The organism is Nocardia sp. bgisy134 (assembly GCF_965341865.1).
Classification (GTDB): domain Bacteria; phylum Actinomycetota; class Actinomycetes; order Mycobacteriales; family Mycobacteriaceae; genus Nocardia.
Genome location: NZ_CBDQZP010000023.1, coordinates 1 through 14,803 on the forward strand (window position 1 = coordinate 1; position 14,803 = coordinate 14,803).

11 protein-coding genes are annotated in these 14,803 nt (G+C 69.7%); 8 read left to right on the forward strand and 3 right to left on the reverse strand.

Annotation, left to right across the window (positions count from 1 at the left end; translation table 11 throughout):
* Window positions 1–221: 221 nt before the first annotated feature.
* Window positions 222–1,625, forward strand: a complete 1,404-nt coding sequence (locus tag ACRWNM_RS31210; RefSeq protein WP_431971724.1) for a lipase family protein — start codon at window positions 222–224, stop codon at window positions 1,623–1,625.
* A 56-nt stretch (window positions 1,626–1,681) separates the two neighbouring features.
* Window positions 1,682–2,722 carry a fused (3R)-hydroxyacyl-ACP dehydratase subunits HadA/HadB gene (locus ACRWNM_RS31215; RefSeq protein ID WP_431971725.1) on the forward strand — a complete coding sequence of 347 codons (1,041 nt, stop codon included), beginning with the start codon at window positions 1,682–1,684 and terminating at the stop codon, window positions 2,720–2,722.
* A gap of 6 nt (window positions 2,723–2,728) precedes the next feature.
* Here the strand turns inward: ACRWNM_RS31215 and ACRWNM_RS31220 are convergent, their stop codons facing one another.
* Window positions 2,729–4,015, reverse strand: coding sequence for a hypothetical protein (locus ACRWNM_RS31220; RefSeq protein ID WP_431971726.1), 1,287 nt, complete (start codon window positions 4,013–4,015; stop codon window positions 2,729–2,731).
* Window positions 4,016–4,415: 400 nt separating this feature from the next.
* On the opposite strand from ACRWNM_RS31220, the gene ACRWNM_RS31225 reads away from it, so the two are divergent.
* Window positions 4,416–5,273, forward strand: coding sequence for a helix-turn-helix domain-containing protein (locus ACRWNM_RS31225; RefSeq protein WP_431971821.1), 858 nt, complete (start codon window positions 4,416–4,418; stop codon window positions 5,271–5,273).
* A gap of 306 nt (window positions 5,274–5,579) precedes the next feature.
* On the opposite strand, the gene ACRWNM_RS31230 is transcribed toward ACRWNM_RS31225, so the two are convergent.
* Window positions 5,580–7,685 carry an AMP-binding protein gene (locus tag ACRWNM_RS31230; RefSeq protein ID WP_431971727.1) on the reverse strand — a complete coding sequence of 702 codons (2,106 nt, stop codon included), beginning with the start codon at window positions 7,683–7,685 and terminating at the stop codon, window positions 5,580–5,582.
* Window positions 7,686–8,148: 463 nt separating this feature from the next.
* Here ACRWNM_RS31230 and ACRWNM_RS31235 point away from each other — a divergent pair, with 463 nt between their 5' ends.
* Both ACRWNM_RS31235 and ACRWNM_RS31240 read left to right on the forward strand, forming a co-directional pair.
* Window positions 8,149–8,796 (forward strand): TetR/AcrR family transcriptional regulator, encoded by a 648-nt coding sequence (locus tag ACRWNM_RS31235; protein WP_431971728.1) that lies wholly within the window; start codon window positions 8,149–8,151, stop codon window positions 8,794–8,796.
* On the forward strand, window positions 8,793–9,395 hold the full coding sequence (locus tag ACRWNM_RS31240) for an Rv1733c family protein (protein WP_431971729.1): 603 nt from the start codon (window positions 8,793–8,795) through the stop codon (window positions 9,393–9,395). Before ACRWNM_RS31235 ends, ACRWNM_RS31240 begins: the two co-directional genes overlap by 4 nt.
* A 278-nt stretch (window positions 9,396–9,673) precedes the next feature.
* Here ACRWNM_RS31240 and ACRWNM_RS31245 read toward each other — a convergent pair whose 3' ends face one another.
* The gene (locus ACRWNM_RS31245) at window positions 9,674–11,224 is read right to left on the reverse strand and encodes an acyl-CoA carboxylase subunit beta (RefSeq protein WP_431971730.1); all 1,551 of its coding nucleotides are present in this window, start codon (window positions 11,222–11,224) and stop codon (window positions 9,674–9,676) included.
* 562 nt (window positions 11,225–11,786) lie between these two features.
* On the opposite strand from ACRWNM_RS31245, the gene ACRWNM_RS31250 reads away from it, so the two are divergent.
* From ACRWNM_RS31250 to ACRWNM_RS31260, 3 genes are read left to right on the forward strand one after another with little or no spacing between them, the layout of a single operon-like run.
* The gene (locus tag ACRWNM_RS31250; RefSeq protein WP_431971731.1) at window positions 11,787–12,632 is read left to right on the forward strand and encodes a transcriptional regulator; all 846 of its coding nucleotides are present in this window, start codon (window positions 11,787–11,789) and stop codon (window positions 12,630–12,632) included.
* Between the two features lie 57 nt (window positions 12,633–12,689).
* Entirely contained in the window at window positions 12,690–13,640 is a 951-nt protein-coding gene (locus tag ACRWNM_RS31255) for an acyl-ACP desaturase (RefSeq protein ID WP_431971732.1), read from the forward strand.
* On the forward strand, window positions 13,637–14,686 hold the full coding sequence (locus ACRWNM_RS31260) for an alpha/beta hydrolase (protein ID WP_431971733.1): 1,050 nt from the start codon (window positions 13,637–13,639) through the stop codon (window positions 14,684–14,686). Before ACRWNM_RS31255 ends, ACRWNM_RS31260 begins: the two co-directional genes overlap by 4 nt.
* Window positions 14,687–14,803: the final 117 nt, after the last annotated feature.

Here is a 14,803-nt window from a genome sequence, read left to right on the forward strand (position 1 = left end):
ACGGCAACCGAGCCGAATCCACCTCGCGGCGGACCGAATTCGGCTCGGTTGTTGCGATTCGGCGTCATGACACACACAACTCGAGCACGAGCGGACATCCGTCTCGGCGCGTCCGGCTAGCCTGAGTCCCTGGCCCCGGCGCGACAGGGGGCATTTCGGGGTGGAAGGCCGCATCTCCCGGGCGCCAGGCGAACCCGACGTCGCACCCAGAGGCGTGTGCCATGAGATGTTTGCGTGCCCTTTTCCTGACGGTGCTGCTCGCCGGTTCGGTGACGATGGGCCACGCAGCGGCCCAGCCGCCCGCACCGCCCGTGCCGCCGAGCCTGCCCGCACTGCCCGATGTTTCGGGATCGTTGCTGCCCGGCCTGCAGGAGTTGATCGATCGGGTGATCCCGCCGCCCGCGATCGTCACCGCGCCGCGACAGGACGGCGCGGTGCTGGAGACCGCGGGCCTCTCACCGACGCTGGCCGCGCTGCGCGAGGCGGTGCTGCCCGCGCCGGTCGGCGATCCGATCTTCGACGCGTGGCCGCCCGGCCTCGCCGACTACACCGAGGGCCAGATCATCGAGGTTCGGGATGTCACCGCCACGGCGGGGCTGCTGGTGCTGGTGCCGTTCCGCCGAGCGCTGCTGATGAAATACCGCACCACCGACGCGCACGGCAGGCCCTCCTTCGCCACCGCGACACTGGTCGTGCCTCCCGGCGTGTGGACCGGCCCCGGCGATCGCCCGGTGGTGGTGAACAACCTGCCGATCGACGCGCTCGGCCGCGACTGCACACCCGGATACAGCCTGGCCAACGGGTGGACCGACAACACCAGCGTCACCGACTTCATTCCGCCCACAACGCAATTGGCGCTGTTGCGGGGCTACGCGGTGCTGATTCCCGATCACGAGGGTCCCTGGATGGCCTACGCCGAACCGTATGTCGCGGGCCACGCGGTGCTTGATGCCATCCGTGCCGTGCGCAACCTGCTGCCCGAGGAGTTCGGCGCCAGCGGGTTCGGCATGTTCGGCTACTCCGGCGGCGCCATCGCCACGCACGGCGCGGTCAAGCTGATCGCGGACTACGCGCCGGAACTGTCCGAGGTCGTCGTCGGGGCCGCGCTGGGCGGGGTGCCCGCCGACTACGAGATCCTGGCGCGCAGCATGAACGGCAATCTGGCCTCCGCGGTCTTCATGGCCGCGGTGTTCGCCATCGGCAGGGAGCGCCCCGAGATCCTGGGCCGGATGAACAACCTGGCCCAATGGATCGCGACCTCACCGGCGAAAGATCTGTGCGGCAGCGTCTTCGGGGCCGCGGGCGTGCTGATGCTACCCATCGACATCGCCGCCAACTTCGCCGATCCGCTGGATTCGGACTTCGCCGCCGAGATCTACCGGGTGACGCGAATGGAAGGCAGGCGCTCGGCGGTGCCGCTCTACATCTTCAACGGCGACCAGGAGTTCTGGATCCCGGCCGAGGGCGCGCGCAACCTCTATCGCGAGCAGTGCGAGCTGGGGGCTTCCGCGGTCTATCGCGGGGTGTTCGGCGAGCATCTCATCGGCGCGGTGATCGGCTATCCCGAGGCAATGTTGTGGCTCGACGAACGTCTGCGCGGCGCCCCCGCGCGAAACGAGTGCTGACCTGCCACTTCTTTCCTCCGGCGTTGCGCTGATGCGCCGCCACGCGATTAACTGACATGACGCTGTACCTCGACACCCCATCCGCCGCCCAGCAAGCCGAGGCGCTGGTCGGGCGGCATTTCCGGCTCGCCGACCACTACGAAGTCGGCCGCGAGAAGATCAGAGAATTCGCCCAGGCCGTGCAGGACGATCACCCGGCGCACTGGAGCGAGGACGCGGCGGCGGCCCTCGGCTACGACGGTCTCGTCGCGCCGCTGACCTTCCCGGCAATCGTCTGGCTGCAAATGCAGCGAACCCTGTTCGAAACGGAGCTCACCGGCTACGACATCAGCCAGGTGCTGCACACCGAACAGCAGGTGCGGGTGCACCGCCCGATCGTCGCGGGCGACGATCTGGTCAGCGAGTGCTCGTTCGAGTCGTTCCGCCAATTCGGCGCGATGGACATACTGGTCATGCGTAGCCTGCTCCGCGACGGCGCAGGGCGGCCGCTGCAAACCGCGCACAGCACCGTCGTCGCGCAGACCGGCGTCGAGCTGGTCGGCGATCTCGCCGCGACGGTGGCGGGCGTCGTGCAGCCGCCCGCCACGCGGGGCGATACCGGCCGCCCCGGCGCGGCGCGGATGGCCGAGTGCGCCGAAGGCCCGGCGGAGGTCGCGGAAACCAGCGACCGGCCCGGCCGGATTCGCTTCGAGGACCTGCGCGTCGGTGATCGACTGCCCGAGCATCGGGTGGCGCTCTCGCGCGGCGGCCTGGTCAACTACGCGGGCGTCTCCGGCGACACCAATCCCATCCATTTCAGCGACGAAATTGCCAGGGCGGTGGGGTTGCCCGACGTCATCTCGCACGGTCTGCTGACCATGGGCTTCGGCGCGGGATACCTGACGCGGTGGCTCGGTGATCCCGGTGCGGTGGTCGACTACGGCGTGCGCTTCGCCGGATTCGCGCCGGTGCCCGCGGACCGCAACAGCACGATCGAATTCGGCGGGCGCGTCAAGGAATTGGATCCGGTCGAACGCACCGCGACCGTGCTCGTCACCGCCACCTGTGGTGACCGCAAGCTGTTCGGCAGGGCCAGCGCGCGGGTCCGGCTCGCCTGAACCCGCTCAACCTCCCTGCATCCAGATCTGCTTCAGGCGCAGGTGGTTCTCCCACCAGGCCGAGATGGCCGCGGGATCGGAACCGACCGGGGGAGGCGGTGATTCGCCGGGGAACAGGCCGTCGCCGTTCGGCGCGCCGACCGCCGTCGTGGTCGGTACCTCCGGTGTGGCGGCCGGCTCCTGACCCGGCGCCGCGGCTTCTCCACCGGGTGTCGCCGGTCCGTCGTACTGTGTCGGTTCCACTGTCCTCGTATGAGTCTCTGGACGCGGGTCGTTCGGATCGTACGGATCGGCCGGGTCGCCGGGGTCGATAGGCCGCGCGGCCGGACGCGGCGTCGGCCGCCCGGGGTTCTGCGGCGCGGCGGAGGTCGGCGCCTGAATGGTGGACTCGATCACGATCGGCGGTGCGGAGGGGTCGGCCGGGTCCGGCGTGGCAGGGGCCTGGGCCTGGGCGGTCTTGTGGTCCGGTTGGCGTGCCCACACCCCGTTGTCGGTGACGTGGGCGACCGCGATGCCGGACGCGGCGAGCACCGCGGCCGCCGCCGCGCCGACCGGCAGCATGACACCGGCTCGCCGCCGCTCGCGGGTGGCGAGCGCCGTGGCGCCGCTCGGCTCGTGGCCGTGCTCATGTCCGGAATCCTCGGGCAGCTGTGCGGCCGCGATGCGGGCGGCGCCGAGCGCGGCCGCGGTGTGCGGCTCGTCGACGATCTCCGCGGGGACACCGAAGGCGCGCTCGCACTCGCGGCGCAGTTCGGCCGTGACGGGTGCGCCGCACAGCGCGACGCCGTCCAGCGTCAGGCCCTGGGACAGCAGCGCGGGGCGCACGCGGTCGTGCGCTTCGGCCGCGGGATCGGATCCGGCGCGCCACGTGCCCGAGCCGAGAATCCTGGAACGTGCGGCGTCCGTGAGGATGAAGGTCAGATCACGGTCGGCGACCTCGAGTACCAGAATGGTTTCGAATCGGTAGAGACTCGGGACGTCACGGACGAAAGCGAGCAGCGCCGAGCGCACCGAGACCAGCGAGGACGTCCGCCACCGGCCGGTGGCCAGGTGGGTGACGATCGCGCGTCGCTCGTCCACCGTCCGGTACGTCAGCGCTATGTTCTCGATGAGCGAGAGCGTCCGGTCGGCCAGCGCTTCGAGAATCTCAGGGATCGTCTCGGCCACGGTGGCCGCGCCGATCTCCTGTTCCACCTCCTCGAGCGGGGCCGATGATGGTTCGTCCGCTGTCGGATGGGAGAGCAGTACTCCGCGGACCGACCATCGGTCCGCTGAAACGCCAACGGTTGCCATACAGATCACCTCTGCTTACGCGACTCCTGAAGATTCGTCGCGGGCCCGTGCGCCGATGGGTCCGAGACCTGTCCGCTGCTTACTCGATATAGCGGCGGGATGCGCGGAAACGTTAGCTCGCCGGATGCCGCGCCCGGTCCGAGCGCGCTGCGCGGGTCCCAGCCGTGCACGTCCCGCCGGGGTTGCCCCGGCCCGCGAAGCCGTTGCCACGCGTGCCCCGGCCGTCGGCGTGCACAGACAACTGTGCATGTCTTACGCACGACACCAGCCTATGCCCTGGAGAGTCGGCACGAAATCATGGCAAACTCGGTGAATGCGTGCTCCGGAAGTGCGACATGCGGCCGAATCTCCTTTTCCAGGAAAGCATCCCGGCGTCGGCGATGGCCCGACGGTGTTGCGGATGCTGCTCGGCGGGCGGTTGCGGCGATTACGCGAGGCCGCGGGCATCTCACGCGAGGACGCGGGCGAGTCGATCCGCGGCTCGCACTCCAAGATCAGCCGCTTGGAGCTGGGGCGCACCGGATTCCGCGAACGGGATCTGGTGGATCTGCTCACGCTCTACGGGGTGGCAGACCCGACCGAGCGGGAGGAGTTCCTCGCGCTCGCCCGCCAGGCCAACGCCTCCGGCTGGTGGCATCGTGACAACGACTGGTTGCCCAAATGGTTCGACACCTACCTCGGGCTCGAACAGGCGACCAGGTTGATCCGCTGCTACGAGCCGAGAGCCGTACCCGAACTGCTCCAGACCGCCGACTACGCGCGGGCGCTGCTGTCGCTGGCGCACCCGAACGAGTCGTTCGCCGCGATCGAACGCCGGGTGGCGTTGCGTATGCGCCGTCAGCACATCCTCACCAAGCCGGAGCCGCCGCGGATCTGGCTGATCGTGGAGGAGGCGGCGTTGCGCAGGCGCATCGGCGGTTCCGCGGTCTGGCTCGAGCAGCTCGACCGGCTGCTCGCGGCGGTCGACCAACCCAACATCACCCTGCAGGTGCTCGCCGACCACGTCGGCGGACCCGCGCTGGCCGACGGCGCGTTCACCATGCTGCGGTTCACCGAGGCCGACCTGCCCGACATCGTCTACCTCCAGCAACTGACCGGCGCGCTGTACCTGGACAAGGAATCCGACCTGGCCGCGTATCGCGCCGTCGCGAATCTGCTCTCGGTGCACGCCGCGCCGCCCCAGTACACGCGCGGTTTGCTGGAAGCGCTGCGCGACCGTCAACCGCCGACCGTGGACCAGCCGACCGGATCGGTCTAGCCCGGCTGCCGCGCGGGCGCGACCGAGCGGCAGCCGAGACGAGCAGACCGCCCCGGCGGTGCGACGGTGTTGGGAGCGATGTCACGCCGACCGGGACGGTCTGCCACAGCGGCTCCGGTACTTGTCGCGCGGCAGGCCGCTGCGGGTCGGCCTGCGCCGGAGCCGTCCCGGCGAGCATAGCCACGGGCTCGGTGGACCGGCAGGTCGGCGAGCGGAATCTGGGGCATGCCCAGCCGCGGCCACGTAGCGCGTTGAATTCTCACAACGCCGCGCCGGAGGTCCGGCCGCGCCCGCGTTCGCCGGACGTCAGAACGAGCCCGGCGCGATCGTCCCGATGATCGGATGCGGCGCCGCGTCCTCGGCGCCGCCGGTGAGCAGGCGCTTGAGGATCTTGCCGGTCTCGCCGCGGGGCAGCGCGTTGAGGAAGGTCACGTCGCGCGGCACCGAGAAGCGGCTCAGCCGATTGCGGATGTAGTTCCGGACCATATCCGAATCCAGGCCCGCCCCTTCGCGTTTCACCACGAAGGCGGCCAGGCGCTGGCCGTACTCGCGATCGGGAACCCCGACCACCGCGACCTCGCGGACCTGCGGCAGATAGGCCAGCGCCTCCTCGACCGGGCGCGGGAAGACGTTCTCGCCGCCGGAGATGATCATCTCGTCATCGCGGCCCGCGATGAACAGCTTGCCCGTGGCGTCGAGGAAGCCGAGGTCGCCGGTGTCGAGCATGCCGTCGGCCTCGTCCGGCGGCGCGGCGTTGACGTAGCCGTCGAAGAGCATGTGGTTGCTGACGAAGATATGCCCCGTCGCGCCGACGGGCAGCGGCTTGCGGTCCGGGCCGAGCACCGCCACCTTGGTGCCGAGCGGCGGCTTGCCCGCGGTGGTCGGCGCGGCGCGCAGGTCGGTGGGATCGGCGATGGTCGCCCAGGACACCTCGGTGGAGCCGTACACGTTGTAGAGGACGTCACCGTAGGTGTCCATGAAGTCGAGCACGGTGCTGGCGGCGAGCGGCGCGCCGCAGCTGGCGACCACCCGCAGGCTCGAGGTGTCGTAGCGGGCGCGCACGTGCGCGGGCAGCTCCAGGATGCGGTGGACCATGATCGGCACCGCGATGAACGTGCTCACCCGGTGTTCGGCGATCAGGCGCAGGCAGTCCTCGGCGTCGAACTGCGCGGGAAGCACGACGGTGGAGCGCAGCGCGGTGCTCAGCTGTAGCGCGGCCAGCCCCCAGGTGTGGAACAGCGGCGCGGGGATGAGCATCGTCTCGTCCATCCGCAGCGGAATGCGCGACAGCAGCGCGGCGATGGTGCTGAAGCCCTTGGCGTGTGGGCGGCGCGCGCCCTTCGGGGTGCCGGAGGTCCCCGAGGTCAGCACGATGAGCTTGCCGGGATGCGAGGGCTTGCGAAAGTTGTTCTGCCCCATGGCCGCGAGATCGTCGAGGGTCGTTCGCCCCGGCACCGGCTTGGTCCGGTCGGTCGCGTAGCGCGGCAGATCGGCGTGCAGGTACTGCACGAGATGGTCGAATTCGCCGTCCACGAACAGCGCGGTGAGCTTGTCGCGCTGCACGACCTCCTCGATGCGCCGGGCGGGCAGGCCGGTGTTCAACAGGGCGACGTCGATGCCGAGCTTGCCCGCGGCGACCATGATCTCCACCATGCCGCCGTGGTTGCGCGCGAGCAGGCCGATGGCATCGCCTGCTCGCAGCCCGAGCGTGGCCATGGCGCCCGCGATGGCGTGGGTGCGCTCGTGCATCTCGTCGAAGGTGCGTGCGCCGTGCGCGTCGATGAGTGCCGTGCGCCCCGGTGCGAACGCGGCCGCGGCGGCGTAGCCGCCCGCCAGGTTGAATCCCCATTCCGAGAGCCTGCGCAGCTGTTTGAGGCCGAGGTCGGGCCGGTGGGCGCGCAGTACGCCGGTGGTCATCATCTGCCTGGCCACCTCGGCGCGGCGGCGGACGGGGGAGTTCTCGCCATTGACCACGACCGAGGTCGCCGCGCCGCGCACCAGATCGGCGATCCGGCGCAGGCCGCGCTCGGTCCAGGCGATGATCGCGCCGTTGCCCGCGTCCGCGACGGACGGATGGATGCGGCCGGGGCCGAAGAAGGTGACCGAGATGCGGGTGCGTTCCTCGGTGCCGCGCAGCCGGATCGAGGCGAAGCTGCCCAGCGTCGGGCTGACCAGCTCGAGGCTTTCGTACCACCGCCCGATGCGTAGCTGGATCACCTGGGTGCGGACGCCGACCCGGGCGGTGCCGACCCGGAAGCGCAGCATCTGGTGTCCGCCAGCGGATTCCAGCGGTTCGCACGCGCCGATTCCGGGAAAGACGCGGGGATAGGTCTGCGGCTCGCGGAGCAGGTCCCACACCGCCTGGCGGGGGATCGGAAATTCCGCGGTCACATCGATGACGTCGGTAACCACTGGCTTGCAATTCTCGTCGGCCGGTTCGAACAGCTCGGGTCGGCGGAGATTTCATTTGTAGCTCCCGGCGCAATCTTGGTCAAGAGTCCGGTGTTTGGCCTGGTGGTCGACTGTTTTCTCGCCTATTAACAAGCGAATTCGGCTGTGGTCGAACACAACTCGAAGCGGCGCGACGGCTTTCTGAGACGGCAATTCCCGAGATGCACACGGGGTGGATTTCCGGGCAATTTTGGACAGCTTTGTGAGAACTCATAACCGGGCGGCGTGAATCGCGGGCGTTTCCCCGGGTCGCCCCGTGTTCGCGTCCGGTGGTGGTCGCCGCGCAAGCGAACGCCGGGCGCCCTCGCCGTCGGGTGGGGCGGTTCCGGGCGCTCGTCCGCGGGTGGTGCCCGGGTATGAGGTCGGGGTTCGCGATCCCGGGGAAACTAATGTCCCAACGGGACAATATTGATAGGATGGGTTCATGGGCACCGGCGACGACGTCGACCTGGACGGCCGCAGGCTGCGCACCCGCCGCAGCCGCGAGGCGCTGTCGCGGGCCGCGTTCGATCTGCTGACCGAGCGCGGTCTGGTCGCGGTGAGCGTGGAGGACATCGCCGAGCGGGCCGGCGTCACCCGGCGCACCTTCAGCCGCCACTTCCCGTCCATCGAGGCGGCCATTCTCGGCGACATCGACCAGGACATGCATCTGCTGAACGAAGCGCTGGCCTGCCGCCCCGCCCACGAGCCGCCGCTGCGGGCCTATCGCCACGCGGTGCACGACTGGCTGACCGCCGAATACACCGGGGTGCGGGCCGGGCTGCTGACCCGGCGGTGGGCCCTGTTCCAGCGCTTCGACGACGAACCGGCCCTGCTGGCCGGCTATCAACGCATCCGCAACGAGGGCCAGCGCGAATCGGTACGAATCCTGGCCGCGCGCCTCGGCGTGGACCCGGCGGAGGATCTGCGCCCGGCGACGGTCGTCGCGGCCTGCTCCGGGCTCATCGTCGCGGCCTTGCAGACCTGGGCCGCGGGGGTCGACCCGGACGGCCTGCCCGACCTCATCGAGGGCTTCTTCGACACCCTCGCCGGGTTGGCCACCGACATCGAGTACGAGGAGTCAGCGTCATGACCAGGGAGCGCCCGGTCGGATCGGCGGGCATCGTGCGCCGGACCTGCCGACGGATGGGATGGGACCGCAATCCGATGCGCCGCCGCGAGGACCGGCTCCAATCCGGGGTCGGCATGCTGCTGACGCTGTTGTTCTTCGTCGTCGTCCCGGTGGTGGCGATCGTGCTCGGCGGTCGGGTCTACGAGACGGAAACCCTTGCCACCGAAAGCCGTATCGCCGAGCTGCATCGCGTCGACGCCACTGTGATCGAGGTGGGCAAGGCGCCGCTGTACGCGCCGATCACGCCCGCGCGGGTGTCCTGGGTGGACGGCCAGAATGTCGCGCACGTCGAGGACTACCGCTCCAGCACACTGGTGAAACCCGGTGCCACCGTGAGCATCTGGCTCGACCCGAGTGGCCGGGTGGTGGAGCCGCCGTCGGAGACCCAGGCGCTGAGCCGCGCGGTGCTGATGTCGGGCGCGGTGTCATGCGCGGTGCTGGTGTGCTTCGCGACCGGGTACTACCTGCTGCGCGCGAGTTTGGACCGCAGGCGTGCGCGCCGGTGGGAAACCGAATGGGCGACGGTGGGACTCACCTGGGGCGGTCGCGGCGCGGTCTGAGTCCTTCCCTGTCGCAGGCATGAATTCCGTTGCGAGAGGTGCGATCCGGCGAGCGGGGCGTCCGGCGCGATGAAGTGCGGCGTGCCCGCCGGGTAAGGGTAGGGAACAAACCTCGGCAGGCACGCCACTGTGTCCGGCCGCTGCGCGGCGAACGAGGGCCGGACACGAATCCGAGGTTAGGCGATGGGATCACCCGATGTCGTCGTATGGACGAACATCCGGCGATCCCACGACCCATCACCGGATGTGTTGTGAGACAGCACAACCGGCGTATTCGGCTAGACGGGGAAGAGGCTGTGCTTGCGCGGATTGTGCTTCGGCTTGGGATCCTTGTCGCGCAGCAGCCGCAGCGCCTTGCGGATCTCCAGGCGGGTCTGCGAGGGCTCGATCACCGCGTCGATGTAGCCGCGCTCGGCGGCGATCCACGGCGTCGCCATGGTGGCGTTGTAGAAATCGATCATCTGCTCGCGAACGGCCGCGCGCTGCTCGGCGGGCGTCGCCTCCAGCTGCCTGCGCCCGATGATGCCGACCATGCTCTCGGCGCCCATCACGGCGATCCTGGCGGTCGGCCAGGCCAGGCTGATGTCGGCGCCGAGCTGCTTGCAGCCCATCACCGCGTAGCCGCCGCCGTAGGCCTTGCGGGTCACCACCGTCACGACCGGCACGGTGGCCTCGATCACCGCGCGGAAGAACCGGCCGCCGCGCTTGATGACGCCGCTGCGCTCCTCCTCGATGCCTGGCAGCACGCCGGGGGTGTCCACGACGAACACCAGCGGCAGGCCGTAGGCGTTGCACAGGCGGATGAAGTGGGTGGCCTTGTCGGAGCACCGCGCGTCGAGGGCGCCGCCCAGCACCATCGGCTGGTTGGCGATCACGCCGACGCTGCGGCCGTCGACCCGCGCGAAGCCGGTGATGAGGTTCTGCGCGGTGCCCGCGCTGACCTCGTGGAAGCCGCCGTCGTCGAAGATGCGCACGAGGATGTCGTGCATGTCGTAGCCGACCTTGTCCGAGTCCGGGATGATCGAGTCCAGCTCGAGATCGTGCTTGGTCATCTCCGGCTCGAGCCCCGGGTTGACGACCGGCGGCTGCTCCAGGCAGCTGGAGGGCAGGTAGCCGAGGTACTCGCGCACCCAGTCGAAGGCGGCGCGCTCGCTGTCCGCGACGTGGTGCACGGTGCCGTTGGTCGCCTGCACGGCCGCGCCGCCGAGTTCTTCGGCGCTCACGCTCTCGCCGGTGACCGCCTTGATGACCTCGGGGCCGGTGACGAACATGTAGGACTTGTCGGTCGCGACCAGCACGTCCATGTTGACCGGGCCGTACACCGAACCGGCGGCGCATTTGCCGAGCATGATCGCCACCTGCGGCACGAAGCCCGACAGGTCCTCCTGGCGGCGGCACATCAGCGCGTACCAGGCCAGCGAGGCGACCGCGTCCTGGATCCGGGCGCCGCCCGAATCGTTGATCGCGATCACGGGGCAGGCGTTCTCGTAGGCGAACTCCATGGCCGCGGCCACCTTGCGGCCGAACATCTCGCCGACCGAGCCGCCGTGCACGGTCTGATCGTGCGCGATCACCACGACCGGCCTGCCCTCGATGTAGCCGCGGCCGGTCACCACGCCGTCGCCGTACATCGCGTTGCCGGAGCCGGGCTGGCGCATGAGCGCGCCCATCTCCACGAAGGTGCCGGGGTCGAGCAGCATCCGGACGCGCTCCCGGGCGCTGGGGATCTCCTTGGCCTTGCGTTTCGCGATCCCTGCCTCGCCTGCGGGCTCCTCGGCGAGCTCCAGGATGCCCCGGAGCTGCTCCAGTTTTTCTCGCGTACCGGTCATATGTCTGGGTAGTCCTTCCCACTCGACGTTGCGCCCGGTCCGCGGTACGGAGGCGCGGCGCTCGATGCTATCGGTGATGAGACGCCCGGCACACTCCGGCCACCCTTCTCACACGACAACTCGCAGCGGGCTTCGCCGCGCGCTTGGTCGGATGTCCTATCGTTCCCGCGACGCGCGGGGTTACGCGTCCGAGCGCAATTGCCGACCGGTCCGGAAAATATTCTGCGCGCCCGTGCGTCCCGAGCCCGTGACATTTTCATCCGGCACCGTTCGGGTCGGTCGGAGCAACCATGCCGTGCGACGGTCGTCGCGCGAAAAGCCGTGATCTGCTTGTGATTACGCCCAACTCCTCCTGTGCGATCTGATGAAAAGCCCGGAACTCGGTAACGCGCCGGGATATCGGCGCGATCGCCGCTATTGTTCGACAGTCATGGCGGGCACACAGGCCGGTTCGGGCTTCAAGACTCTGCGTACCAAGCTAGTGGAACACCTGAGATATCCGGCGCGCGGAGTGCCTCCCGGTGATCTCGCGACGATAACGCGGAGTTGTCTCGCCGAGGCGATGGAGGTACTCGATCCCGGCGCATTTCCGGCACCTCCGGAACCCGCGGAGATCGCCGGAACCGCAATTCGCTGGGCGCGCGAGGGCATCGGGCTGGAAACGGTGCTCGAGGCGTATCACGACGGGATTCGCTCCGGGCTGGAATTCCTCGCCGCGCAGGCGGGCGACGGCGACTCCGACCAGGTGATGGCCGGGGCCACCCTGATCGTCCGTGCGCTGGAGATGGTCACGGTGGCGGCCTCGGCGGCCTACGTCGAGGAGCATCGGCTGGTCGCCAAGGAGCATCAGACCGCGGCCCAGACCCTCGTCTCGGCGCTGTTGAGCGGGCACGGCGTGGCCCAGCTCGCCCGGCAGACCGGCATCGCCCTCGCACCGGCTTACCAGGTGGTAGCGGTGTCCATCCCGCAGCACGGCGACGAACTGCGCCCCGGCGGCGGGGCGACGGCCGGGCGCCGCAAGCTGCGCAGAGTGCAGGCCGCCCTCGCCAATCCGCTGGGCTCGCGAGCGCTGTCGCTGTTGTCCACCGAAGGCGGCACCGTGCTGGTGCCGATCGACGAGGCGTCCGCGCTGACGCCCCTGGCGATGACGGCCGAGGTGCTCGAGGTGGTGAGCGAGGCCGCCGAGGTTCCGCTGACGGCGACCGTCACCGCCGGAGCCCGTTGCCGCATACCGGAATTGGCCGGGCGTGCACACGATCTGCTCGGCCGGATCCGCGCGGCGAACCGCCCTCCCGGCCTGTATCCGTTGGCCGATCTGGGGGAATCGATCGGTTGTGACTCGCCCCAGCAGGCCGACGGGACGGCAGTCACCTCCCCCAACAAACGGCGAATGGGGCGTTCGGCCTGAGTTTTCGGCCCTATCGTCGAAGGCGCCTCGACCTTCGAGGCGGGCAAGGAGTGACCAGTGACCACCGCGTCGACCGATCTGGACCTGCTGCGCGAGTTGGAACCGGTCGCCGAGCGGCTGCTCGACGACCATCTCCGCAAGGCGAAGGACTGGAATCCGCACGACTACGTGCCGTGGGACGACGGCCGCAATTTCGCGGCGCTCGGCGGAATCGATTGGGAGCCAGGACAATCCACACTGTCCGAGGTCGCCCGGGTCGCGATGATCACGAATCTGCTCACCGAGGACAACCTGCCCTCCTATCACCGGGAGATCTCGGAATCCTTTTCGCTGGACGGCGCCTGGGGCACCTGGGTGGGCCGGTGGACCGCCGAGGAGAATCGGCACGCGATCGTGATGCGCGATTATCTGGTGGTCACCCGCGCGGTGGATCCCGTTGCGCTGGAAGCGGCGCGGATGCAGCACATGACCGCCGGTATCGCGAAACCCGTGAAGGGGCCGCAATTTCTGCGTTCGGTGGCGTATGTGACATTGCAGGAATTGGCGACCAGAATCAGCCACAGGAATACCGGGAGCGCGTGCGATGAACCCATCGCGGAGCGTATGCTGCAACGAATCGCGTCCGACGAGAACTTGCATATGATCTTCTACCGGAACCTGAGCGCCGCGGCGCTCGACCTCACGCCCAATGCGATGCTGCGTGCCATCACCGACATCGTCACCCAGTTCCAGATGCCCGGCCTGACCCAGCCCGGCTTCCGCCGCAACGCCGTGCTGCTCGCCAAACACGGCATCTACGATCTGCGACAGCACCTGGACGTGGTGATACGCCCCGTGCTGCGTGCCTGGAACGTCTTCGATCGCACCGATCTGTCCGGGGACGGCGAGCGAGCCCGCGACGAACTGCACGCCTACCTCGAGGACCTGGAGGCGCGGGCGCGCCGTTTCGAGGAACAGCGGGAACGCGCCGCCGCCCGCCGAGCGGAGGGAGCCGCCGCGATCTCATGAGACGAGTGTCGATCACCGCGGCGGCGCTGGCCCTCATCGCCGCCGCGACCACCGCGCCCGTGCTCGGCGAGGTGCTCAGCGCACCCGCGGGCTCCGCGGCCGCGCCGACCCAGCCGCCCGCCGTCGATCCGAAGATGACCAGAACCGGTCTGCTGACCATCGAGACCGTCGGTCCCCGCCGCGACCGCCTGCACATCGCCTCGGCCGCGATGCGGAGGGTCATCGTCGTCGACGTCCTGCGCGGGTCGGGCGAGGGGCCGCGGCCCACGCTGTACCTGCTCGACGGGGTCGACGGCGAGCCGACCTCCGGCTGGCTCACCAAGGGCGGCGCCGAGCAGTTCTTCGCGGACAAGCCGGTCGACGTGGTGCTCACCACCGGCGGCACCGGCAGCATGTACAGCGACTGGCAGCGCCACGACGCCGCGCTCGGCCTCAACCGCTGGGAGACCTTCCTCACCGAGGAGTTGCCGCCGATCGTGGAATCACTGCTCAAGGCCGACGGCCGCCGCGCGATCGCAGGCGTCTCCATGGGCGCGCAGGCGGCGATGATGCTCGCGCAACGCCATCCCGGCCACTACCTGGCGGTCGCGGGGATGAGCGGCTGCTACTCCACCGCCGATCCGCTCGGTCACGCGGTCACCACCATCACGGTGGCCTCGCGCGGCGGCAACGCGGAAAACCTCTGGGGCCCACCGAGTTCCCCGGAATGGGTGGCGCACGACAGCCTGCTCGGCGCGGACCGGCTGCGCGGCACCGCCATCTATCTGTCCGCCGCCTCCGGCGCCCCCACCGGCGCCGATCTGGCCGCGGTGGCGGCGGCGCCGTCGGTCGTCGACGCGCTGCGCCTCGCCGGGGGAGGCGCAGCGCTCGAGGCGGGCGCCCGCGCGTGCACCGAGCGCTTCGCCGCCCGGCTCGCCGAACTGCGGATTCCCGCCGAGATCGAGTACTCGGACGCGGGCATGCACACCTGGCCGGATTTCGAGGCTCAGCTACCGCGCGCGTGGCGGGTGCTGGCGGAGGCGCTTGGGGTGCCTCGAGCTGGCTGAGTGTGCCCCGAGTCGGCTGAGTGTGCCCCGAGTTGACTGAGCGTGCCCCGAGTTGACTGAGTGTGCCCCGAGTTGACTGAGCGTGCCCCGGTGGCTGAGCGCCGCCGGAATGGGCGA

Bases quoted from the DNA above. Each gene is read 5' to 3' on its own strand.
- ACRWNM_RS31210 (WP_431971724.1), top strand. From the start codon at position 222: ATGAGATGTTTGCGTGCCCTTTTCCTGACGGTGCTGCTCGCCGGTTCG.
- ACRWNM_RS31215 (WP_431971725.1), top strand. From the start codon at position 1,682: ATGACGCTGTACCTCGACACCCCATCCGCCGCCCAGCAAGCCGAGGCG.
- ACRWNM_RS31220 (WP_431971726.1), bottom strand. From the start codon at position 4,015: ATGGCAACCGTTGGCGTTTCAGCGGACCGATGGTCGGTCCGCGGAGTA.
- ACRWNM_RS31225 (WP_431971821.1), top strand. From the start codon at position 4,416: ATGCTGCTCGGCGGGCGGTTGCGGCGATTACGCGAGGCCGCGGGCATC.
- ACRWNM_RS31235 (WP_431971728.1), top strand. From the start codon at position 8,149: ATGGGCACCGGCGACGACGTCGACCTGGACGGCCGCAGGCTGCGCACC.
- ACRWNM_RS31240 (WP_431971729.1), top strand. From the start codon at position 8,793: ATGACCAGGGAGCGCCCGGTCGGATCGGCGGGCATCGTGCGCCGGACC.
- ACRWNM_RS31245 (WP_431971730.1), bottom strand. From the start codon at position 11,224: ATGACCGGTACGCGAGAAAAACTGGAGCAGCTCCGGGGCATCCTGGAG.
- ACRWNM_RS31250 (WP_431971731.1), top strand. From the start codon at position 11,787: ATGGAGGTACTCGATCCCGGCGCATTTCCGGCACCTCCGGAACCCGCG.
- ACRWNM_RS31260 (WP_431971733.1), top strand. From the start codon at position 13,637: ATGAGACGAGTGTCGATCACCGCGGCGGCGCTGGCCCTCATCGCCGCC.